Below are 20,793 nucleotides of genomic sequence, written 5' to 3' on the forward strand. Positions count from 1 at the left end.
GGTCCCGCACCGGACCCCGAGGCAGGAAGGGCATTCGTCTTGACCGCGTCCCTCACCCACCCGCACCTCACGGCCCCCGCGCTCTGGGCGTATCTCGCCGAAGTCGCCGACGCGCTGGGCATCGGGCTCGAATCCTGCACCGTCGATTACGACAGCCCCGTCTCCGCCTACATCGCCCTGGACGTCCGGCTGCGGAACCATCCCGAGCGCGACGTCGCCCTGCTCTGGGACGAACTCGGCGGCTGGGCTCTCGCCACCGAAACCCAGTCCGGGAACGATCTTTCCGTGGTCCGTCGGCTCGGCGGGGATTCCCCGCTACCGTCACCCGCCCGGGTCGCCCACTTCGTCAGGTCCACCGCGGGCTGAACCACCACGCGCCGAATCCGGCACCTCGAATTCGAGAGGTGTAAAGCCGCTCTGTCCGGGTATCCGGGACACAGCTCGATCAAGAGCGACGCAGACCTCGATTCGGAGTGGGTGTTCATGGGCGACTATCGGCAATCGATCACCGTCGGCGTACCTCCGGCACTTCTGTTCTCGTACCTCGCCGACGTGCACAATCTTCCGAAATACATGCCCCGGCTGACTTCCGCGGAACCCTCGGGCGGCGACAAGGTCGACGTCACCGCACGGATCGACCCGGAAGACGCGCCGGAACAGGACGTGGCGGGCGAGGCCTGGATCAAGGTGGTCGAAGACGGCAAAAGCCTGGAATGGGGCGCCGCCGGACCGCACGACTATCACGGGAAACTCCACATCGGACCCGGTGACACGGAGCGGAACGCCACCCTCGTCGTCGAGTTGCACACCGAACGCACCGAAGGGGATCAGGTCGATCGGGGCCTGCAGGAAACCCTCTCCGGCATCAAACAAGCCGCGGAAAGCCGCTGAAAACGGCATACCCGCCGAGGAGGATCACCATGGTCGAAGTCACCCGGAATTTCACCGTCGACGCCACCCCTGAGGCCGTCGTCGATTATCTGCGCGACTTCTCCCGCGCCACCGAATGGGATCCGGGCACGGTGACGTGCGAGCAGACCAGCCCCGGCCCGGTCGCCGTCGGCACCCGGTGGCACAACGTGTCCAAGATCGGCGGGATGGAGACCGAGCTGACCTATGAACTGACCCGCCTCGAACCCGGCCGGGTGGTCTTCGTCGGCAAGAACGACACCGCGACCTCGACCGACGACATCACGGTCACCACCGGCGGAAACGGGACGGCCGAACTCACTTATCACGCCACCATCGAATTCCATGGCGCGGCGAAACTCGCCTCCCCCATCGCCAAACTCGTGTTCGAAAAGGTCGGCAAGGACACCGAGGACAGCCTCGTCCGGATTTTCAGCACCAAGGAATGAGCACCGACGAGGCGGAGGTGGTCCGATGAGCAAACCGACTCTCCGTGTGACAGTGCTGGTCTTGGCTCTCGTCCACCTCACCGTCGGGGTCCTCGGCTTTTTCTTCGTGCCCGAGACCGACCAGACCGGAGAGAACACGGTCTGGATCTTCAGCTCGACAGGCATGCTGGACCTCCTCCGCGTCGCGACGGGGGTGATCGGGCTCATCGCGGTACTGAGGCCTGCCTTGATTTCCCTCTACAGCTGGTTCGTCTTCGTGGCATTCGCCGGACTCACCGGTTTCGGCATCCTCTCCGCGTCGACGACGTCGGCCGGAGACGCGGTTAATCTCAACTGGGCGGACAACGTCCTTCACGCACTGACCTCGCTCGTGGCTCTCGCCGTGGCGATCGTCGTCGTCCGGCAGGCGGAACGGCCTTCGGAGACGGTGCGCGAATAGCCGGAACCACGGGCACTTCGCCCATCGCACTCACCGAGCACCACCACTCTCGGCTAGGAGAATCATGCCCCCGAAACGTCAGCGCGAGCGAACAACACCGGCTGAAGACGAGTCGAACGCGACAGCCGGCCGGTCGGGTGAGGGGCAGCGCGGGAACTATCTGACGACGGCGCAAGGGGTCCGGCTGCCGGACACCGACCACTCGTTGAAGGCGGGCCCGCGAGGACCGTCCTTGATGGAGGATTTCCACCTCCGCGAAAAGATCACCCATTTCGACCACGAACGTATTCCGGAGCGGGTCGTCCACGCGCGAGGCGCGGCCGCACACGGCACTTTCCGCGCCTACGGCAACGCGTCCTCGGTGACCAAGGCCGGTTTTCTGGAGAAGGGCCGGGAGACTCCCGTCTTCGTGCGGTTCTCGACGGTGCTGGGTTCGCGGGGCTCCGCGGACACCGTCCGGGACGTCCGCGGCTTTGCGGTGAAGTTCTACACGGACGAAGGAAACTTCGACCTGGTCGGCAACAACATGCCGGTCTTCTTCATCCAGGACGGCATCAAGTTCCCCGACGTCATCCACGCGGGCAAGCCCCATCCGGACCGGGAAATCCCGCAGGCACAGACGGCGCACGACACTTTCTGGGACTTCGTCTCCCTGCACACCGAAGCGACGCATCACGTCATGTGGGCCATGTCCGACCGCGGGATCCCCCGCTCTTACCGGACGATGGAAGGCTTCGGGGTGCACACCTTCCGGCTGGTCGACGCCGAGGGTCAGAGCAGCCTGGTGAAGTTCCACTGGAAACCGGTCGCCGGCGTGCACTCCCTGGTCTGGGAAGAAGCCCAGATCGCCGCGGGTGCCGATCCCGACTTCCACCGCCGGGACATGGCCGACGGCATCGACGCCGGTGCACCGCTGGAGTACGAGCTCGGCCTGCAGGTCATGCCGGACTCCGACGACGAGATGTTCGAGGGGATCGACCTGCTCGACCCCACCAAGCTCGTCCCGGAGGAACTCGCCGAGGTCCAGCTGGTCGGCAAGCTCACCCTGGACCGGAACCCGACCAACTACTTCGCCGAGACCGAACAGGTCGCCTTCCACACCGGCAACCTGGTGCCTGGCATCGAGGTGACCGACGACCCGCTGATGCAGGCGAGGCTGTTCTCCTATCTGGACACTCAGCTCACCCGGCTCGGCGGCCCCAACTTCACCCAGCTCCCGATCAACTGCCCGCATGTGGCAGTGAACGACAATCTGCGTGACGGGATGCACCAGACCCTCATCCACCACGGGCAGGCCCCGTATCTGCCCAACAGTGTCGACGACGCTCTGCCGACGACGGCGACGGAAGCCGAAGGCGCCTACGTCCACCGGCCCATCGAGGTCTCGGGCCCGAAGGTGCGGGCCAACCCGGTCTCGTTCGACGATCACTTCTCGCAGGCCACGCTCTTCTGGAAGAGCTTGTCCGGGATCGAGAAGATCCACGTGATCGAAGCGTTCACGTTCGAGCTGGGAAAGTGCTTCGCACAGTCGATCCAGGAACGGGTCCTCGTGTCGCTCGCCCGTGTCGACGCCGAACTGTGCGCGGCGGTCGCCGAAGGACTCGGGCTGCCCGCTCCGGAAGGTACTCCCGCCGAAGACGTCGTCCCTTCGGCCGCGCTGTCGCAGATCCCCTCGGGCCCCGGCCCGGTCGCGGGCCGCATCATCGGGGTCGTGGCGGCGCACGGCGCCGATCTCGGCGGGATCGGCAAACTCCGCCGGACCGTCGAGGCCCAGGGCGCGGTTCTGCGGGTTCTCGCGCCGGCAGGCGGAACGCTGAAACGGGGACGCGGGCAGCAGGCGGTGGAAAGGACCTTCCTCACCGCCCGGTCCATCGAATTCGACGCGGTGGTGGTCGCCGGTGGCACGGCCGGTCTGCACGACATCAAGCTGACCGTGCTGTTGCAGGAGACCTTCCGGCACTGCAAGGCCATCGGCGCGTGGGGCGACGGACGGCAGGTTCTCCTCGACGCCGGGATTGACGTCGACGCGCCGGGGATCGTGCTCGCCGACGAGGTCGCCAAACCGTTCTCCTCGGAGCTGCTGGCCACCGTGGGATTGCACCGCGTTTGGGAGCGGGCCGAACGAGTGATGAACGGCTGAGGACTCGTACCTTGATGAAGACCTTGCTCGAACCGGCCGCACCGGAACCTTTGCCGGGGCCGCGATCCGTCGAGACCATCACCACCATGGTGCGGCTGCTGATGGCGAACGCCGTCCTCGACCTGCCGCGCCCCGGCGAAGGCGACACGTGGGGCCGCTGGACGACGCTCGCCGGGCTCGGGCGCCGCGATCTCGTGCTCGGGCGGCTCGCCGAAGGGCACACCGATGCCCTCGCGATCCTCGCCGAAGCCGGTCGTGAACCCGTGCCGGACGCGCTGTACGGCGTCTGGGCCGCCCGCTCGGGCGGGACCGGCGCGGCCGTCGTGGGCGGCGCCCTCACCGGTACCGTCCGGTTCTGCTCCGGCGCCCAAGTCCTCGACCGCGCCTTGGTGGTGGCGGACTTCGAAGACGGACCGCCGATCCTGCTCGAGATCGGCCTGGACGAACCGGGCGTCCAAGCACTGCCGGAAACGTGGCAGGCGATCGGGATGGACGCCTCCGACAGCGGTGACGTCCGGTTCGACGGGGTCCCGGTGACCGCGGCCCATATCGTCGGCGAGCCGGGCTGGTACGTGTCCCGGCCGGGGTTCGCTCTCGGCGGCGCGGGCGTCGCCGCGGTGTGGCTCGGCGGCTGCGCGGCCGTCCTGGATTCCGTGACGGCGTACCTGCTGGCCCGGGGCTCGGCGGACGACCATCAGTACGCCCACCTCGGCGCGCTCCACACCGCGATCCACCAGGCCGACGCGCTGCTCGTGCGGACGGCGGGCGTCATCGACACCGAACCGGGCGAGGATCTGCCGCTGCTGACCGGAATCTGCCGGGCCGCCGTCGAGCACACCGCCCGGCAGGTCCTCGACCGCGCGCCGGAGATCACCGGGCCGACGGCGCTCTGCCGCGACCGGCGGCTGCCCCAGCAGCTGGCCGACCTGATGGTCTACGTCCGGCAGCATCACGGAGCCCGCGACCTCGCCGCGCTGGGCGCCGAACTGCTGAAGGACGGGCGGCGATGACCTGGGGCCCTTTCCACACCGAAGCGGGCTGGCGCGACCTGGCGCGGCTCCCGCCGTTCCCGGCCGAGGACGTCCGCCGCGTCTGTGTCGTCGCCGCGCACCCGGACGACGAGACCCTGGGAGTCTCCGGGCTCATCCAGCGTTTGCACGCCCGTGGAGCCGAAATCCGGCTGGTCGTCGCCACGGACGGGGAGGCCGCGTTCCCCGGCTCCTCGCCCTCCGAGCGCCGGGCTCTCGGCGCGCGTCGCCGGGTCGAACTCCTGGAGTCGCTGCGGTGCCAGGGAATGGGCGACGTGGAGCCGGTATGGGCGGGACTTCCGGACTCGGCGCTGATCGAGCACGAGCCCGAACTGTCCGACATCGTCCGTGCGGTCGCGGCGGACACCGAGCTCTGTCTGGCACCGTGGCCGGAAGATCCGCATCCGGACCACCGGGTGGCGGGCCGGGCCGCGTTCCGGGCCGCGCCGCTGGGCGCGCACCGGTGGTCCTACCCGATCTGGCTCTGGCACCTCGTGGCGCCGGACGATCCGGCCATCCCGTGGGCCCGGGCCGCGGAGGTCCGGCTAGACGACGCGACCGCGGCGGTCAAGGCGAAAGCCGTCCAAGTCTTCCGGTCACAGCTGGAACCCGGCCCGAGAGGCGAGGACCCGATCCTGGCACCGGAGGTGCTGGAACATTTCGCGCGCGACCGGGAGATCCTGTTCCACGAACCGAGGACGACCTCGACGCCGGTGAGCAGATTCGAGACGCTCTACCGCGAGCCCGACCCATGGACGATGGACAGCTGGTACGAGCGTCGCAAGAGGACGGTCGCCCTGGCCGCTCTGCCGCGCGAGCGCTACGCCCTCGCCGTGGAACCCGCGTGCGGCACGGGTGCGCTGACGCTGGAGCTCGCCGGCCGCTGCGACCGGGTCCACGCGTTCGACCCGGTTCCCGCCGCTCTGTCGTCCGCGCGGGATCGCCTGGCGCATCTGTCCACTGTGGAGCTTTCCGCGGGTTCGCTTCCCGGCGACCTGCGTGGCCCGGCGGATCTGGTGGTACTGAGCGAAATCCTCTACTACCTGAGCGAAGCCGATCTGAAGGCGACGCTGGACCGCACCGTGGCGTCACTGCGACCGGATGGACAGGTCCTGGCCGTGCACTGGCGCCCACAGGCTCCGGACGCTCCTCACCACGGCGTGGAGGTCCACGAACGGCTGCGGGCGCATCCCGGCCTGCGGAGTCTCGTGACGCACACCGAGGACGACTTCCTGGTCGACGTCCTGGAACGCCGTTGATCACGTCCGTGGGTGTGCTGATCCCGGCGCGCGACGAGGAAACCCGCCTCCCGGCCTGCCTGCGCGCGCTGGCCGCCGCCCTGCGCGAACTGCCTCCGGGTCTGGAACGCCGGGTCTGCGTGATCGCCGACCGCTGCCGCGACAGCACCGCCGACCTGGCCCGAGACGCGGGAACCGAGGTCCTCGTCAACACTCGCGATCTGACGATAGGAGCGATCCGGGCGCTGGGCGCGCGGCATCTGCTCCGTGGCCTGGATCATCACGCCTCGGCCCGCACCCTGCTGCTGAGCACGGACGCGGACACCGTCGTCGACCGCGACTGGGCGGTCCGGCATGTCCACCGGGCGGACGCGGGCTGGGACGCCGTCGCCGGAACAGCGGAACTGAACGCCCGATTGGCGCCCCCCGCTCAGCCACGTTACGAAGCGCTGCTGGCGAACGTGCGGAACCCGGCCGGTCACGGGAACGTCTACGGCGCCAACCTGGCGATCAGGGCCAGCGCCTATCACGCGGTCGGCGGTTTCCTCCCGCTCCGGACCGCCGAAGACCACGACCTGTGGCGCCGCCTCGCCCACGCCGGTTTCCGGCTGGCCTATGCCGAGGAGGCGAAGGTGATGACGAGCGCCCGGTTGGACGGCCGGGCGCCGGACGGTCTCTCGACGCTGCTGCGCGCGCTCACCACTTCCGGTCGCCTGGACCGCCGGGCCGAGCGGCGGCTAGGTTGATCGGGTGAGTCTTCTCGATGTCGTGGCCTGAACGGGAATCCGGCCGATGAGCAGCGCTTTCGAAAAGGGCCCGACGGCCACCGTCGTGGCGGGCCCCGGCGACTCGGTGCTCAAGGTGTACCCGGTCCCGCTGGATCGCGAGACCCGGTCGGCGCTGGCCCGCGAGCAGGCGCTCCTCTCGGCCATCGAACCCTTCCCGGCGATCCTGCCGGTGCTGGAGGTCGGCACGCTCACCGACGGCCGGACGAGCCTGCGGATGCCACGCTGCGACCGTTCCCTCGCCACGATGACGGGGCCTTTGCCCGTCGACGAAACACTGCGCGTCGGCCAGGCCGTCGCCCGCGCGCTCGCCGCCGCGCACACGGCAGGCGTCGTGCACGGCTCGGTCACGCCACGGAACGTCCTGTTCCTGCCCTCGGGCGAGCCCGTGCTGGCGGACTTCGGGGTGACGCTCAGGCAGCGGTTCCGCCGCGATCCGCTGTACGAACTGGAGTTCACCGCCCCGGAGACGGTCCGCGACCAGACGATGGACGAGCGCGCGGACCGGTACGGCCTCGGCGCGGTCCTGCACTTCATGCTGACCGGCGAACCTCCACATCGGACGGTCGTCGGCGAGCAGCCCGCCGCGCGGCTTCACCGGGTGCTCGCCGAGCCGGTCCCGCCGATCACCCGGTCCGACGTCCCCGGCGAACTCGTGACGCTCGTCGGGGAATTGCTCGCCGCGGAACCGGGCCGTCGTCCGGAAGACGCGCTGAGCCGCCTGCGCGGCGCGTCGTCCGGCCTCCCGTTCGACCTGCCCGCCGAACCGGTCCTCGTGCTGGAACCGGCCCGGCCGCCGCGACCACGGCGGGGATCCGGCCTGGTCGCCGGGATCCTCGCCGGGGCCGGCGTCATCGCCGCCGTGTCGTGGTTCCTCGCCACCAAGGACGACGACGTCGTGACACCGGGCCCGATCGCGATCGACTTGTCGCCACCCGCCGACCACGGAACCTACGTCGAACTGTCGTGGACGTCGAACGCCGAGCTGGACTACGCCGTCGTCATGGCCGAGGAAGGGCGCGCGGAACCCCAAGTGCTCATGGCGCGGCGGAGCGACCGTTTCCGGGTGGAAGTCCGGCCGGGGCTGCGTTACTGCTTCCAGGTCCAGGGCAAGGGACCGCGCGGCACCTACGAAAGCGGATTCCAGCCCTTGCGCGGCGCCGTCTGCACACGGTGAACTCAGCGCGGGGGACGAAGCACTCTCGCGTTGACCGCCGCCCTCAGCCTCAGGCGCCACGGCCGCCTGCCGAGTCCTTTTCGGATGGAGCGGACCGAGGCCCACGCCTCGGTGGCGACGTCCGGCGCTGTCCCCGACCACAGCGCAGCGTCCACCGTTCTCGCCAGTGAGACCAGGCCATCCACAGTGGACTTCTCACCGAAGACGACGGCGGACTTCGCCAGATCGCGTACGGTCATCCCGGCCGTCACGGGGACACCGTGTGCCCGCAACCGGTCCCTGGCCTCGGCCCAGGCGGCGATGGCCGCGGCCCGGCCCTTCCGGCGGCGACGGCGCCAGGCACGCAGCCCGGTCGCCGCGGGCACGGCGGCACCCCAGAGCGCCGCCGAGCCGCCGAGACCGAGACCGGCCACGGCGGCCGTCATGGCCCAGTCCACCGCGCCGGGTGTGCGCTCGTCTTCGGACTCCCCTGGCGGCAGCCGCGGGTTCTCCAGCTGGCGCTCCGGCGGAAGCCTGGTCCGCACCTCCGCCACCGCGGCGGCGATCCCGCTCGCGGATCCGGACCCGCTCCGCGCCGCCGCTCCCGACGGGTCGAGCGGGACCCAGCCGACCTTGTCCACCGCGACCTCCGGCCACGCGACGACGTCGGCGTTGCGGACCGTGTACGCACCGTCCCCCTCCGGCCGGTCCGGTGCGCGATAGCCGACGACCAGCCGCGCCGGGATTCCCTTGAGCCGGGCCAGAACCACGTACGCCGCGGCGAACTGCTCGCTCGTGCCCCGTTTGTCGTCGAGCAGGAACCGGCTCAGTTGCGGCCAGCCGTGCCCGGTCGGCAACTCGTCACCGGTGGCCAGCCGGTAGTCCTGGGCGAGGAACCGTTCGAGCGCGACAGCGGTCTGGAAGGACGGGCGCAGGCCGGGCAGGATCCGGTCGGCGAGATCGCCGATCGCCGGGGGCACCGCGCCGAGACCACCGAGCCCGCCGGGAAGAGCGGGATTCGTCGCGGCGCCGAGCAGCGCTTCGGGGCCGACTTCGGGTTCCCACCAGTCGAGGGTGTACCGCGCCGACGGCGCCGGTCGCGCCGCGACCAGGGTTCCGCGCGCCTCGTCCACGAGCACGTCGGCCCCGGCGGCCGAGGCGGGTGACGCCTGTCCGGGAAGCCACGGCCCGGACGAACCGGTCACCTCGAGCGCGGCTTGGCGCCGGGTGACCGGGACACCGATCCCCGTGGCGGGCGGGATCTCCGCCCCCAGTCGCCGGAAACCGCCGCCGGGGTACCAGTTCGAGCCGTCGAAGTCGTCGAGGACGACCAGCGGCCAGCGCCGCGATGCCGGGGTGTCCCCCGTGTAGCGGAAGACCTGCGGCACCGGATTCCGGCTCCGGTAGGCGATCTCGGAGAGCGGGCTCGTGAAGGACTCGGCGGCGAGCGGAACGGATTCACGGTCATTCAACGAATAGGAGGGCCTCGCGAGCGGGTCTGCCGCGAAGAGGACGAACGCTCCGACGACGGCGAGCACCACGGCGGGCACGAACGCTTTGAGCCGCCGGGTGCCGCTCACCAGCGCCAGACCGGCGATCGCGGCGTAGCCGAGGCCCGCGAGCACCGCCGCGGTCCCGGTCACCGCGCCGAAAGCCTGGCTCGACACCAGCACGAGCAACCCGGGCACCAGCGCGACCGGCGGCCGCCGGAGCCGGTGCAGCAACTCGATCCCCAGCACCGCGGCGATCAGGACGGCCAGCGGCACGAAGACGAGCAGCCGCGGTTCCGGGAGGGCGGGCCAGGTCGACTGCAGGGTCAGCTGCCAGCCGTGGACCGCCCCGTCGGCGAGCACCGCCAGCGACTCCCCGGTCGGGATCCCGGCCACCGTCGTCGCGGGCAGAACCGTCTCGATCACCGCGAGGAGCCCGGCGGCGACGGCGAGCACCGGCCGCCACGGCACCAGGCCCGGATACCGCCTCACGAGCTCGGTCACCCCGTAGACCGCCAGCGTCACCACGCCGAGGGGCAGGAGCAGCGCGGAAAGACCGAAGACCGGCGCGAAGAGCAGCCCGCCGAACGCCGCGCCCGCGAGTACGGCGACGTCCGCCGTCCGCCGGATCACGACACCACCTCGTTCCACCGGCGCACCGCCTCCGCCGCGTCCGCCGCGCTGATGCGGCGGGCTCGCGGCACCCCTTCGACGCCGTGCACACCGAGGCCGTCCATCCCCAGCCCGTGGGTGCCGACGCCGAGCACGAACATGGTCGAGAAATGCGGCCGGACGACCGCGAGCGCGCTCAGTTCCCGGCCCGCCCTTCCGGTCACGACCACCAGGCAGCCGCCGCGGACCCCCTTGCGGGACAACGCATTCGGGATCAAGGGCCGGTCGCCGTCCGGGTCTTGGCGGACTTCGCACAGCACGTCCATCAGCCGCCGGGTCGCCTGCGTCCCGCCGGCGACGGTGAGGTCCTCACCCGTCGAAGTGATCAGGCGGCAGCGGTGCCCGGCCGTCGCGGCGGCGTACGCCAGCGAGGCCGCCAGTTCGGCGGCTTCTTCGAATTCGTCCTCCGCCAGCACCTTCGCGCGGGTGTCCAGCAGCAGGGTGAACCGGGGATGTTCGGGATCGACGTAGTCGCGCACCATCAGCCGCCCGGTCCGCGCGGTCGCCTTCCAGTGCAGATGACGGACCTCGTCGCCGACGACGTACTCGCGGACGTCCCGCAGATCCGCCGAACCGCGCAGTGAATCGTCCGTCGTCGCGCCTTCGTGATGGTGGCGCGGATGTCCGGACGCGAGCGCGCGCACCGGATGCAGCTTCGGGAACACCCACAGCGTGGCGGTGTCGCCCGCCGGAAGCGGCCGCCGCACGAGGCCGAGCGGGTCGGCGCGTTCGAGGACGAGCGGCCCCACGGTGAAGCGGCCGCGCCGCCGGGTCGGCAGTTCGTAGTGGTACGTCGCCTCGGCGCCCGGTGCCAGCGGCCGCACCGGAACCGCCAGGTCGGCGCCGTGCTCTCCGTGCTCCCGCGCGGTGAATCCCGGTTGCCGCCGCTCGCCGGGATTCCCGACCAGCAGTCTGGCCAGCGCCGGGTGCCCGCGCTCGACCCGGTCCGGTAGCACCTCGCGCCGCACGGTGACCTGTGGCCGCCGGAAGACCATCGCCGCCCCGGCGAGCACGGCACCGAGCGCCGCGCCCGCCAGCACGCGCAACAGCGGGTACCCGGCCAGTTCGCCCGCGCCGTAACCCAGTACGGCGGCGACCAGCAGTCCGACGCCCCGTCCGGTGAGCCGCATTCCCATCGGCTATTTCCAGGCCAGCTTGTTGGACTGGACGCCCTCGGAGCTGATCCACACGTTGCGGCCGATCGTGCCCTGCGGGAAGGCCTCGACGGTCAGCTTCCCGTCGGGCCCGATCTTGACGGACTTGCTGCCGTGGACGCCGTCGTCGGTGGTGCAGGTGATCGACACCGTCTTGCCGGGGGTGAACCCGGACATGACGATGTGGATCAACCCGCAGGCGGGCGGTTCGCATTGGTCGGCCGTGGTGTCGGCGCCGCGGGAGATGACGATGCTCCGGTCTGCGGGCGCGTCGCCCTTGGCCTTCGTCACCGTCGCGGCCGGGCCCCGGCCCGCGGCGTTCTCGGCGACCACGGAAACGGTGATCGGCTGCTCGATCCCGATGTCCGCGATGAGCCGCGCCGTGGCCGAACCCGGCAGGCTCGCCGAACCCGCGCCCGAACCGTCGGCCCGCCGCCAGGAGACGTGGTACGCCGTGACCGGCGAGCCGTTCGCCGCCGCGGCCCGCCACGTGACGTTCGCGTCGGTGTCGCCGGTCTTGATGCGGACGTTGAGCCCGGCGGGGGCGCCCGGGGGCCGGAGGGCCGCGGCCGGGGTCACCGAAGCCGACGAGGCGCTGGGACCGGTGCCCGCCCGGTTGGTCGCGGACACCGTGAACGTGTACGCCGTGCCGTTGGCGAGGCCGGTGATCGTCGTGGTCCGCACTCCCCCGCCGACCGTCTTCTCCCCGCCCGCCCAGGTGATCCGGTAGCCGGTGAGCGCGGCGCCGTTGGCCGGGGCCGCACCCCACTTCACCGTCGCCGCGGCGTTTCCCGCGGTCGCGGTCACCGCGCGCGGCGCACCCGGCGGGCTCGCCGGGACGGCAACGGGAGTGGTCTTGGGCTGTGGTTTCGGTTGCGGTTGCGGTTGCGGTTTCGGCTGGACCGGCGCGGTGGGCCGGTCGGCCGGTTCGCGCGGCGGCGGATCCGAAGCCGGCTTGTCACCGGGGTTCCCGGACGGCGGGTCGGCCGGTGCCGGGGTCTCGGCCGGTTTCTTCTCACCCGTCACCGCGACGTCGTTCACCGCGCCACCGGGATCCACGACGAGGACGTGCGCACCGTCGGCACCGTCCACATAGACCCGTGAGTCCTGGCCCCGGACCGGAGGATGCTCCGCCCCGCCGGGAATCGGCCTGCTGTCCCGCCGCTGACCGGCACCGTCGTAAGTGGACAGAGTGTGGTTCTTCTTGTCCACCAAGGCGACCGCGGATCCGGAGGAGGCGATCCCCACGTAGTCGCCGGGAGGCAGCGGAATACTCACCGGCCCCGCGGACCGCCCTGAGGGGTCCACGAGATGCAGCCGCGCGCCCTGCCGGTCCAGGATCGCCAGCCTGCCGTCGATTTCGTTGGTCGCCACGACGGCGGTCTCGGGCACGTCCACCCCGAGCCGGACCGGCTCGCCGAGACCCGCGGGCGAAACGCGCCGCACCGTGTCGTCGTCGCTGTCCACGAACACCGGCCCGTCCGCGGCGAGCGCCAGCGAACCCTTGTGCCTGCCTGGGAGCACGATCGGGCACGAAACCCGGTCGGCGCCCGGCGCGAGTTCGCACAGCAGCCCGTCGTCGATCCGGTGCAGCCACAACCGGCCGTCCGCGGTGGCGATCGGGTCGCCCAGCCTGCCCCCGACGGTGATCTTCGCCGAAGCCTCGCCGAGCCGGATGACGACACCGGCCTGGCGGTACACGCCGTACGGCCCGCCCTTGGTCTCCACCGCGACCGGCCACTCGTTCGAGGGGGACGGCGTGGTCTTCTCGACCGACAGCGTCGATTTCCCGAATTCGATGACACTCGACGGCGGAAGCACGTAACCCTGCGTCGGTCCTTGCGCGACCGGGCTGCCCGGATCGGCGCCCGGGACCGGGACCCGCGCGTCGGCGTACTTGCCGGATCCGTCCACATGGAACGCGGAACCGAGTACGGAGTTGTAGATCCAATGCCCGGTCTGCGCGATGTCCAGGCCCGGCAGCGGTTTCGCCGCGCCGGTGATCGCGACGCCCACCACCGCGACACAGCAGGCGACGATCGCGGCGATCGGCGCCCGCGCGCGAAACCAGGCGAGATCCCTCTGCGTTTTCATCGATCACACCGCGTTGATCGCGGGCGACGGCGTCGCCGCCAGCGCCTCGTCGACGATGTCGGTGGCGAGGCGCTGGTTGAGCTCGGCGTCGGCGGTGAGCACGAGCCGGTGGGCGAGTACCGGTCTCGCGATGGCCTTGACGTCGTCCGGGGTCACGTAGGCGCGTCCGTCGGTGGCCGCGATCCCCTGCGCCGCGCGCACCAGCGCGATACTCCCGCGAGGGCTCGCGCCGTAGCGGACCGCGGCGTGCTCCCGGGTCGCCGTGGCCAGCCGGACCGCGTACGAGCAGATCGCCGGGTCGAGGTAGGCGTCGCGCACCTCGTCGATGGCACGGCGCAGGGTCTCCAGGTCGACGACGGGATCGAGTTCGTCCGGGCTGACCCGCGCGCAATCGCTCATGATCACCCGCACCTCCGCGTCGTGGTCGGGATAGCCGACGGAGATCCGCATCATGAACCGGTCGAGCTGCGCTTCGGGCAGCCGGTAGGTGCCCTCCATCTCGATGGGGTTCTGGGTGGCGATCACCAGGAACGGATGCGGCACCGCGTACGGCTTCGAATCGACCGTCGCCCGGCGCTCGGCCATCACTTCGAGCAGCGCGGACTGCGTCTTCGGGGTCCCGCGGTTGATCTCGTCGGCGAGCACGACGTTGGCGAAGATGCCGCCGGGGTGGAATTCGAACTTCTCGTTGTTCTGGTGGTAGACCATCACCCCGGTGACGTCCCCCGGCAGCAGGTCGGGAGTGAACTGGATGCGGCTCCAGCTGCCGCCGATGCTCCGCGCGAGACACCGGGCGAGTGTCGTCTTCCCCAGGCCCGGGACGTCCTCGATCAGCAGATGCCCCTCGGACAGCAGTGCCGCGATCGCGAGCCGGACGACGTCCGGTTTGCCGCGCAGCACTCGCTGCACGTTCTCGGCGAGGGCCTGGTAGACCCCGGTGGCGGCCGTCGGATTCATCGTGCTCCCTCGAGAGGAATGCTTGCGCCCCGGATACTCCCCTCTTCCGGCGGGGACCGGTCCCGGCGGCTCAGGAAGCGTCGGCCGGCAGCGCCAGTTCGAAGATCGCCCCGCCCTGCTCCCGGTTGTAGACACGCAGCGTGCCGCCGTGCACGTCGGCGACCCATTTGACGACGGCCAGCCCGATCCCGGTCGAGCCGCCGCCGCTGACGAACCGCTCGAACAGGGCGGCGGCCTGCCCCGGGTCGACTCCCGGGCCGCGGTCGGCGATGACCACGCGGCCGTCGGCGACGGTGACCTGGATTTCGGCCTCCTCGCCGGGCGCGCGACCGTGGCTCAGCGCGTTCCCGATCAGGTTCGCGACGGCACGCCGCAGCAGGGTCGCGTCGCCGTCGACCCGGCTCGGCACGGTGGTGACGGTGATCCGCGCGTCCTGGGCGGGCAGATCCTCGACCACCGTCTCGACCAGCTGATCGAGCATCAACGGCCCGATCGACAGCTCCTCGACCCCCGCGGTGACCCGGGCACGCCTCGGCCACAGATCGATGATGTCACCCATCATCGACGCCAGCCGGATCGTCCTGGGCAGCAGCTCGTCCCGTTCGGCGGGGTTCCGCAACGCCGCTTCGGCCAGCGCGCGCAGACCGGCGACCGGGGTCTTGAGGTCGTGCACGACGCCGTCGAGGAGCCGGGAAACGCCGTCCAGCAAGGACTTCTGCTGTTCCAGCGCGGCGGTGGCAGGCCGCATGGCCCGGCCGGCGATGAAGTATCCGGCCGCGCCGAGACCGAGCACCAGCAGCACGCAGCCACCGACCACCAGCAGCACCCACTCCTCGTGCCGCTCCTGCGTGCTCACCGCGTCGGCGACCACGACGATGGCGCCGACGACCTGTCCGCCGCGATCCTTGATCGGATCGGCCGCGACGTACACGGGCCGTCCGGCGGCGGTGGTCTCGTATCCGGCCTTCGACCGGTTCGTCGCGGTCGCCTCGGTCGCGAGCCGGTTCAGCAGGCCGTCGTCCACGGCCACGCATTCGCGTTTGCCCCGATACGGCTCGAACCGCGGCGCGCTCCCGGGAAGGACGGCGAACTGCGGGCACTGCTCGCTGACGGTGTCGGTGCCCACGTAGGCGGTGACGATGGTGCCCCCGTCGGCGGCGACGAGCCGGGCCAGCGTCGCGGCGACCTGGCGGACGTCGCTGTCCAGCCGTTGCCTCCCCTGCTCGGCGTCCGCCTCGATCACCAGCCAGGCCAGCACCACCAGCCCGAACGCGTTCATCGCGGTGAACAGCAGCGTTAGCAGGCGGCGGAGCCGGCGCAGCCTGCCTGTCGACGACTCGGTCACGAGAGCCGGTATCCGATCCCGCGGACCGTCTCCACCAGATCGGGCTCCCCCAGCTTGCGGCGCAGGCGCTTCACCACCGACTCGACCACGTTCGCGACCGGCTCGTTCTCGAGGTCCCAGCAGTGCTCGATGAGTTCCGCGCGGGACACCGTCAGTCCCTGCCGGGTCGCGAGGTATTCGAGGATCGCGAATTCCCGGTTGCTCAGCGACAGCAGGACCCCGCCCCGGCGCACCTCGCAGCGGGCGAAGTCGACCTCGAGATCGGAGTGCCGCAGCACCGGCGGGCTACCGCCCCCTCGGCGGCACAGGTTCGTCACCCTGGCGAGCAGTTCGGCCATGACGAACGGTTTGACGAGGTAGTCGTCCCCGCCGTGCTCGAACCCCTCGACCCTGGCGCTGCTGGAGTCCAAGGCCGTCAGGAACAGCACCGGCACGGTCCATCCCAGCCGCCTGCGCTCGTGGACGAATCCGGCGGCGTCACCGTCGGGCAGCATCCGGTCGAACACGGCGCAGGCGTGTGCCCCGCCCGCGGCGGCGAGCACTTCGGCCGCGGCGGCCAGCGTGCCCACGGCGTCCACGGTGAACGAGGCCGCCCGCAGTTCGGCGGACACGGCCTTCCGGATGTCCTCGTCGTCCTCGACGACCAGCGTCCTCGTGTTCATGTCGGCTGGAGCTTACGTCCCTGGCTCGCTACTTTGAACCGGTGCGGATCTTGGTCATCGAGGACGACGACGCCCTGCGCTCGTCGGTGTCGTCGTCCCTGCGCGCCGCCGGTTTCGCCGTCGACGCCGTCGGCGACCTCGGGCCCGCCGACGAGGCGTTGTTCGTCAGCGAGTACGACTGCGCGGTCTTCGACCGGATGCTGCCCGGTGGCGATTCGCTGGACTACGTCGAGCGGAAACGCGACGGCGGCTGGACGACTCCGGTCCTGTTCCTCACCGCCCTCGGCACTCCCGGCGACCGGATCACCGGCCTCCGGCGCGGCGGCGACGACTATCTCGAGAAACCGTTCGCCATGGCCGAGGTGGTGGCCCGGATCCGCAGCCTCTGCCGCCGCGGCCGGACCGCCCCGCCACCCCTGCTGCGGGCCGGTGACCTCGAACTGGACACCGGACGGCACGAGGTGCGGCGTGCCGGAGTGCTGCTGAGCCTGACCCGGACCGAATTCACCGTGCTGCGGTGCCTGCTGGAGAACAGCGGGCGGCCGGTTTCCCGTGGTGAGCTCATCACAGCGGGCTGGGACGAGCTCACCACTCCGGCGTCCAACGTCCTCGACGTGCTGATGACCGGCCTCCGGCGGAAGCTGCTGGATCCGCCGCTGATCACCACGGTGCCGAGGGTCGGTTACCGCATCGGCTGATCAGTAGCCGAGGGAGTTGGGAGCTTCCTCGTTGGCCTTCTTCACGATGTCGATGATGGCCTGGTCCAGGGTGGGCCAGGAAACGTCCAGGCCCAGCGCGCCGCCGCCCGCCGTGGCGGCCCCGACCTTGCCCCTGAGGCGGACCCTGCCGTCGCTCTCGCTCAACCCGGCCTCCGCCTCGCCTCCGATGCCGATCCAGGTCTCGGGCTGGACCTTGACGGTGATCGGTCCCAGGTTCCACTCGGCTTCGGGCATCGTGTTCGTCCACGCCGCCTTGGCCCCGGCACCGAGTTTGAGGCCTTCCTTCGCGGTGATCCCGGCTTCGACGTTCGCGGAGAGACCGAGCGAGGTTCCCGGCTCACCGGCGATGTTGATCTCGCCCACCTTCTCGTCCACCTCCGGGCCCGCACCGCGGTAGCCGACGAAGCCCTCGGCACTGCCCTTGATGCCGTCCTTGAGCGAGATCCCGCCTTCGATCTTGCCGTCGGCGCCGATGTAGTTCTTGCCGATCACCTGGCCGCCGGCGGTGACCACCTTGTTCCGCACGGCGTAGGCATAGCCCTTGTAGCCACCGAAACCACCCTTGCCGTCCGGTTCTATGGCCTCGCCATCGGCTTTCGCCCCCAGATCGACCAAGCGGGGGAGCCGGTTCAGGATCTCCCAGGTCGTCCGGTTGCATTCTTCGGTGTGGCACAGCGGGTTGACCCGGATCGGCGGCGTACCGTCGCCGTCGTCATCGAACCAGCCCTGCCCCTTGGGTACGGCGAGAGCGCTCACCGGCATGACCGTGGCGCGATTCTTCGCACCGGCGTTCCCGACGGGGACTGCGACGCCGCGCTGCGGAGTGGCGAGATTCCGCTCCTTCTGCACTTGCCTGGCCCTGCCCGGATTCCGCCTCGCCGCCTCACCCAGCTCCCGCTGTACCGCGGCATTCACGATCTCCAGCGCGCGCCCCTCCTCGCCACGCTGGATGACACCGAAGTTCAGCTCCTTCTGCGCCTGTTTCGCCTTACCCGGATTCCGCCTCGCCGCCTCACCCAGCTCCCGCTGCACGGCGCCCTTCAAAATCTCCAGCGCACGACCCTGTTCACCGCGCTGGATGACACCGAAGTTCTGTTCCTTCTGAGCTTGCCTCGCGCGGCCGGGCCTCTTGCTCGCCTCTTCGCCCCTGCGCTGCTGAGTCGACAACAACACTTCGCCCCGTTGCGGCGAACCGAAATTCTTCTCCTTCTGCGCCTGCCGAGCCTTGCCCGGATTCCGCTTGGCTTCCTCACCCCGCCGCTGCTGAGGCGTCAACACGGTCTCGCCCCGTTGCGGCGAACCGAAGTTCTTCTCTTTCTGTTCCTGCCGGGCCCTGCCCGGATTCCGCTTCGCCTCCTCACCTCGATTACGCTGCTCCTCGGCCTTCGACTTCTTTGCGTCCTGCTCAGACTTCTTCGCCCCCTCTTCACCCCGCTGAGGCGAACCGACGCTCTTCTCCTTCTGTTCCTGCCGGGCCCTGCCCGGATTCCGCTTCGCCTCCTCACCCCGATTACGCTGCTCCTCGGCCTTCGTATTCTTCTTCGCCCCCTCCTCACCCCGTTGGGGCGAGCCGAGATTCTTCTCCTTCTGTTCCTGCCGAGCCCTCGCCGGACTGGATTTCTGCTGCTGCTTGGGCTCGGCCTTCGGTTTCGCCTGCGCGGGCTGGGCGGCCTTGGCCTTCGACGCTTTCGCCTTGTTCATCGCCACTTTCTCGGCGTTCTGCTGGGCAGGCGACCCGCCCGGCTCGGTGGCCGCGTGTGCCGCGGCGGCGCCCAGCACGCCGAAAACGACCGTCAACACCCCGCCCGAAACGGAATACAGGACAGCCTGACGTAAATCGGTGTTGGTGTGTTTCATCGCAATCCTCCGGACCTCGGCGACTCCGGAATGGTGACCGGGCGGGGTTCAGCGCCGGTTCATCCGCGGTACATCGCCGCGGCCGACTGTCATGGAATCCTCATACCTCCTCCTGCATGCTGAGCGGGTCCAACCGCACCAAGCTCATTCACAGGGGGACATCGGATGCTGTTCCAGCTCCTTGGACCACTCGAAGTCCAAGCTCCGGACGGGGCGCCCGCCACGATCAAGCCCGGCAAGCCTGCCACGGTGCTGGCGGCGCTGCTGCTGGATCGAGGGCGTTGGGTCGCCGTCGACAGCCTGATCGACTCGACCTGGCACGACCGGCCCGCGCCGGTGTCGGCCGCGGGCAATCTGAAGTCGCACATCTGCGGCCTGCGCCGCGTGCTGCCGCCGCCCGCGAGCGGCGATCGCATCGAAAGCAGGCAGGGCGCGTATCGGATCCGGGTCGAACCGGACGAGGTCGACGTCGACCTCGCCGATCTCCGGGCCGCGGAAGCGAGCCGAGCACTCGTCGGCGACCCCGAACGTGCCGCCGAGCTGCTCGCCGACGGGCTGGCGCTCTGGCGTGGCCGTCCGTTCGAGGGCTTGCAGACGCCGGCCGCCGCCGTCGAAGGCGCGCGCCTCGCCCGGCTGCACACCCGGATGCGCGAAGACCTGGCCGAGGCCTACCACCGCCTCGGCAGGCACTGGGACGCGATCACCGTGCTGCACGGTCTCCTCGACGAGGACCCACTCCGGGAACACGTGTGGGCGAAACTGATCCGGCTGCTCACCGACACGGGACGGCGCAACGAAGCGCTCACCACGTACGGGCGGGCTCGCTCGATCATCGTCCGGGAGCTGGGTGTCGAACCTGGCGCCGTGCTCGCCGGTGCCCATTACGACGCTCTTCGCGGCTGCGCGGATCTTCACAGCCTCGCCGGATGAAGCCCGAGGCGATGGTCGCCGCGTCCGCGACGACCATCGCCTCGCCTCATTTGACGGACACCGTGGCGCTCGACCAGGACGAGCCGTCCGGGCTCGACGTCGAGGCGGTACGCGACTGGCCGGGCTTGAGCCCCTTGCTGTCCACGGAAACGGATCCGCGGTGGCTGGGCTTTCCGTGCTGATGCCGGTGCGTGTGCTTGGCGGACTTGAGTTTCTTCAGTTCGCCCTTGGCCTTGTCCAGCTCTCCCTTGGCCTTCTTGACCTCGCCCCTCGCCTGGTCGACGAGTTTCTCGGCCTTCGCGAGGGAACCGTTCGCCTTGCCGACGGACTCGGCGATCTTCTGCACGCCGGACGGAACCGCGGCGGCGGGCTTCTCGACGACGACCACGCGCGGCACGAACCGGATCGGCTGAACCTGCCTGACGTCCTTGGCCGCGGCGGTCTTGACGACCGGTGTCCGCACCTTCTGCCGGTGCGCCTTCTTCTTCGTCTGCTTGACGACGGGTTTCGCCTTCGTCACCTTCGCCACTTTATTCACCTGCACCGGCTTCGCGGCCGCCGTTGCGGGAACCACCGCGGGCGTCGCGGCCTTCTGCACAGGTGGGGCGACGGGCACGGCCGCCTGTTTCGGCGCGGCGGCGACGTGGTTCGCCGGGCTCGCCGAGACCTCCTGGCCGCCGTCGAAGGCGCCGAACGTCCAGGCGCCGACCGCGGCGGTCGTCAGTCCGGCGACGCCGATGACCCCTGCTCGTTTGATGTTCATGGATAC

General features: G+C 70.4%; 19 protein-coding genes. 11 read left to right on the plus strand and 8 right to left on the minus strand.

Annotation, left to right across the window (positions count from 1 at the left end):
* Positions 1-39: 39 nt before the first annotated feature.
* The 9 genes from BKN51_RS20210 (at position 40) to BKN51_RS20250 (ending at position 8,165) form a co-directional block, all read left to right on the plus strand.
* Positions 40-366: a DUF6292 family protein gene (locus BKN51_RS20210; RefSeq protein ID WP_101609123.1), complete on the plus strand. Its 327-nt coding sequence runs from the start codon at positions 40-42 to the stop codon at positions 364-366.
* Between the two features lie 117 nt (positions 367-483).
* A complete protein-coding gene (locus BKN51_RS20215; RefSeq protein ID WP_101609124.1) occupies positions 484-891 on the plus strand; it encodes an SRPBCC family protein in 408 nt (135 codons plus the stop codon).
* Between the two features lie 29 nt (positions 892-920).
* On the plus strand, positions 921-1,358 hold the full coding sequence (locus tag BKN51_RS20220; RefSeq protein WP_101609125.1) for an SRPBCC family protein: 438 nt from the start codon (positions 921-923) through the stop codon (positions 1,356-1,358).
* Between the two features lie 25 nt (positions 1,359-1,383).
* Positions 1,384-1,797 carry a DUF4383 domain-containing protein gene (locus BKN51_RS20225; protein WP_101609126.1) on the plus strand — a complete coding sequence of 138 codons (414 nt, stop codon included), beginning with the start codon at positions 1,384-1,386 and terminating at the stop codon, positions 1,795-1,797.
* Between the two features lie 64 nt (positions 1,798-1,861).
* Complete coding sequence (locus BKN51_RS20230; RefSeq protein ID WP_101609127.1) at positions 1,862-3,937, plus strand: catalase; 2,076 nt, start codon at positions 1,862-1,864, stop codon at positions 3,935-3,937.
* 14 nt (positions 3,938-3,951) lie between these two features.
* Positions 3,952-4,947, plus strand: a complete 996-nt coding sequence (locus tag BKN51_RS20235; RefSeq protein ID WP_101609128.1) for an acyl-CoA dehydrogenase family protein — start codon at positions 3,952-3,954, stop codon at positions 4,945-4,947.
* Positions 4,944-6,224, plus strand: a complete 1,281-nt coding sequence (locus tag BKN51_RS20240; protein ID WP_101609129.1) for a bifunctional PIG-L family deacetylase/class I SAM-dependent methyltransferase — start codon at positions 4,944-4,946, stop codon at positions 6,222-6,224. Before BKN51_RS20235 ends, BKN51_RS20240 begins: the two co-directional genes overlap by 4 nt.
* Entirely contained in the window at positions 6,221-6,949 is a 729-nt protein-coding gene (locus BKN51_RS20245) for a glycosyltransferase (RefSeq protein WP_101609130.1), read from the plus strand. Before BKN51_RS20240 ends, BKN51_RS20245 begins: the two co-directional genes overlap by 4 nt.
* A 46-nt stretch (positions 6,950-6,995) precedes the next feature.
* On the plus strand, positions 6,996-8,165 hold the full coding sequence (locus BKN51_RS20250; RefSeq protein ID WP_101609131.1) for a serine/threonine protein kinase: 1,170 nt from the start codon (positions 6,996-6,998) through the stop codon (positions 8,163-8,165).
* Positions 8,166-8,167: 2 nt separating this feature from the next.
* Here BKN51_RS20250 and BKN51_RS20255 read toward each other — a convergent pair whose 3' ends face one another.
* From BKN51_RS20255 to BKN51_RS20280, 6 genes are all read right to left on the minus strand, one after another.
* Complete coding sequence (locus tag BKN51_RS20255) at positions 8,168-10,267, minus strand: transglutaminase family protein (protein ID WP_101613342.1); 2,100 nt, start codon at positions 10,265-10,267, stop codon at positions 8,168-8,170.
* On the minus strand, positions 10,264-11,436 hold the full coding sequence (locus BKN51_RS20260) for a DUF58 domain-containing protein (RefSeq protein WP_101613343.1): 1,173 nt from the start codon (positions 11,434-11,436) through the stop codon (positions 10,264-10,266). Before BKN51_RS20260 ends, BKN51_RS20255 begins: the two co-directional genes overlap by 4 nt.
* Positions 11,437-11,445: 9 nt before the next feature.
* Positions 11,446-13,554 carry a fibronectin type III domain-containing protein gene (locus BKN51_RS20265; protein WP_101609132.1) on the minus strand — a complete coding sequence of 703 codons (2,109 nt, stop codon included), beginning with the start codon at positions 13,552-13,554 and terminating at the stop codon, positions 11,446-11,448.
* A gap of 3 nt (positions 13,555-13,557) precedes the next feature.
* The gene (locus BKN51_RS20270) at positions 13,558-14,511 is read right to left on the minus strand and encodes an AAA family ATPase (protein ID WP_101609133.1); all 954 of its coding nucleotides are present in this window, start codon (positions 14,509-14,511) and stop codon (positions 13,558-13,560) included.
* Positions 14,512-14,581: 70 nt separating this feature from the next.
* Positions 14,582-15,856, minus strand: a complete 1,275-nt coding sequence (locus BKN51_RS20275) for a sensor histidine kinase (protein ID WP_233224267.1) — start codon at positions 15,854-15,856, stop codon at positions 14,582-14,584.
* The gene (locus BKN51_RS20280) at positions 15,853-16,518 is read right to left on the minus strand and encodes a response regulator transcription factor (RefSeq protein WP_174720431.1); all 666 of its coding nucleotides are present in this window, start codon (positions 16,516-16,518) and stop codon (positions 15,853-15,855) included. Before BKN51_RS20280 ends, BKN51_RS20275 begins: the two co-directional genes overlap by 4 nt.
* Positions 16,519-16,559: 41 nt before the next feature.
* Between BKN51_RS20280 and BKN51_RS20285 the strand changes: the two genes are divergently transcribed.
* Positions 16,560-17,216, plus strand: coding sequence for a response regulator transcription factor (locus tag BKN51_RS20285; RefSeq protein ID WP_101609134.1), 657 nt, complete (start codon positions 16,560-16,562; stop codon positions 17,214-17,216).
* Here BKN51_RS20285 and BKN51_RS20290 read toward each other — a convergent pair whose 3' ends face one another.
* Positions 17,217-19,094 (minus strand): hypothetical protein, encoded by a 1,878-nt coding sequence (locus tag BKN51_RS20290; protein ID WP_101609135.1) that lies wholly within the window; start codon positions 19,092-19,094, stop codon positions 17,217-17,219. It lies immediately after the preceding gene.
* Between the two features lie 165 nt (positions 19,095-19,259).
* Here BKN51_RS20290 and BKN51_RS20295 point away from each other — a divergent pair, with 165 nt between their 5' ends.
* Positions 19,260-20,024 (plus strand): AfsR/SARP family transcriptional regulator, encoded by a 765-nt coding sequence (locus tag BKN51_RS20295; RefSeq protein WP_101609136.1) that lies wholly within the window; start codon positions 19,260-19,262, stop codon positions 20,022-20,024.
* Between the two features lie 46 nt (positions 20,025-20,070).
* Here the strand turns inward: BKN51_RS20295 and BKN51_RS20300 are convergent, their stop codons facing one another.
* Positions 20,071-20,787 (minus strand): hypothetical protein, encoded by a 717-nt coding sequence (locus tag BKN51_RS20300; protein WP_101609137.1) that lies wholly within the window; start codon positions 20,785-20,787, stop codon positions 20,071-20,073.
* Positions 20,788-20,793: the final 6 nt, after the last annotated feature.

The sequence above is a fragment of the Amycolatopsis sp. BJA-103 genome (assembly GCF_002849735.1).
Classification (GTDB): Bacteria; Actinomycetota; Actinomycetes; order Mycobacteriales; family Pseudonocardiaceae; genus Amycolatopsis.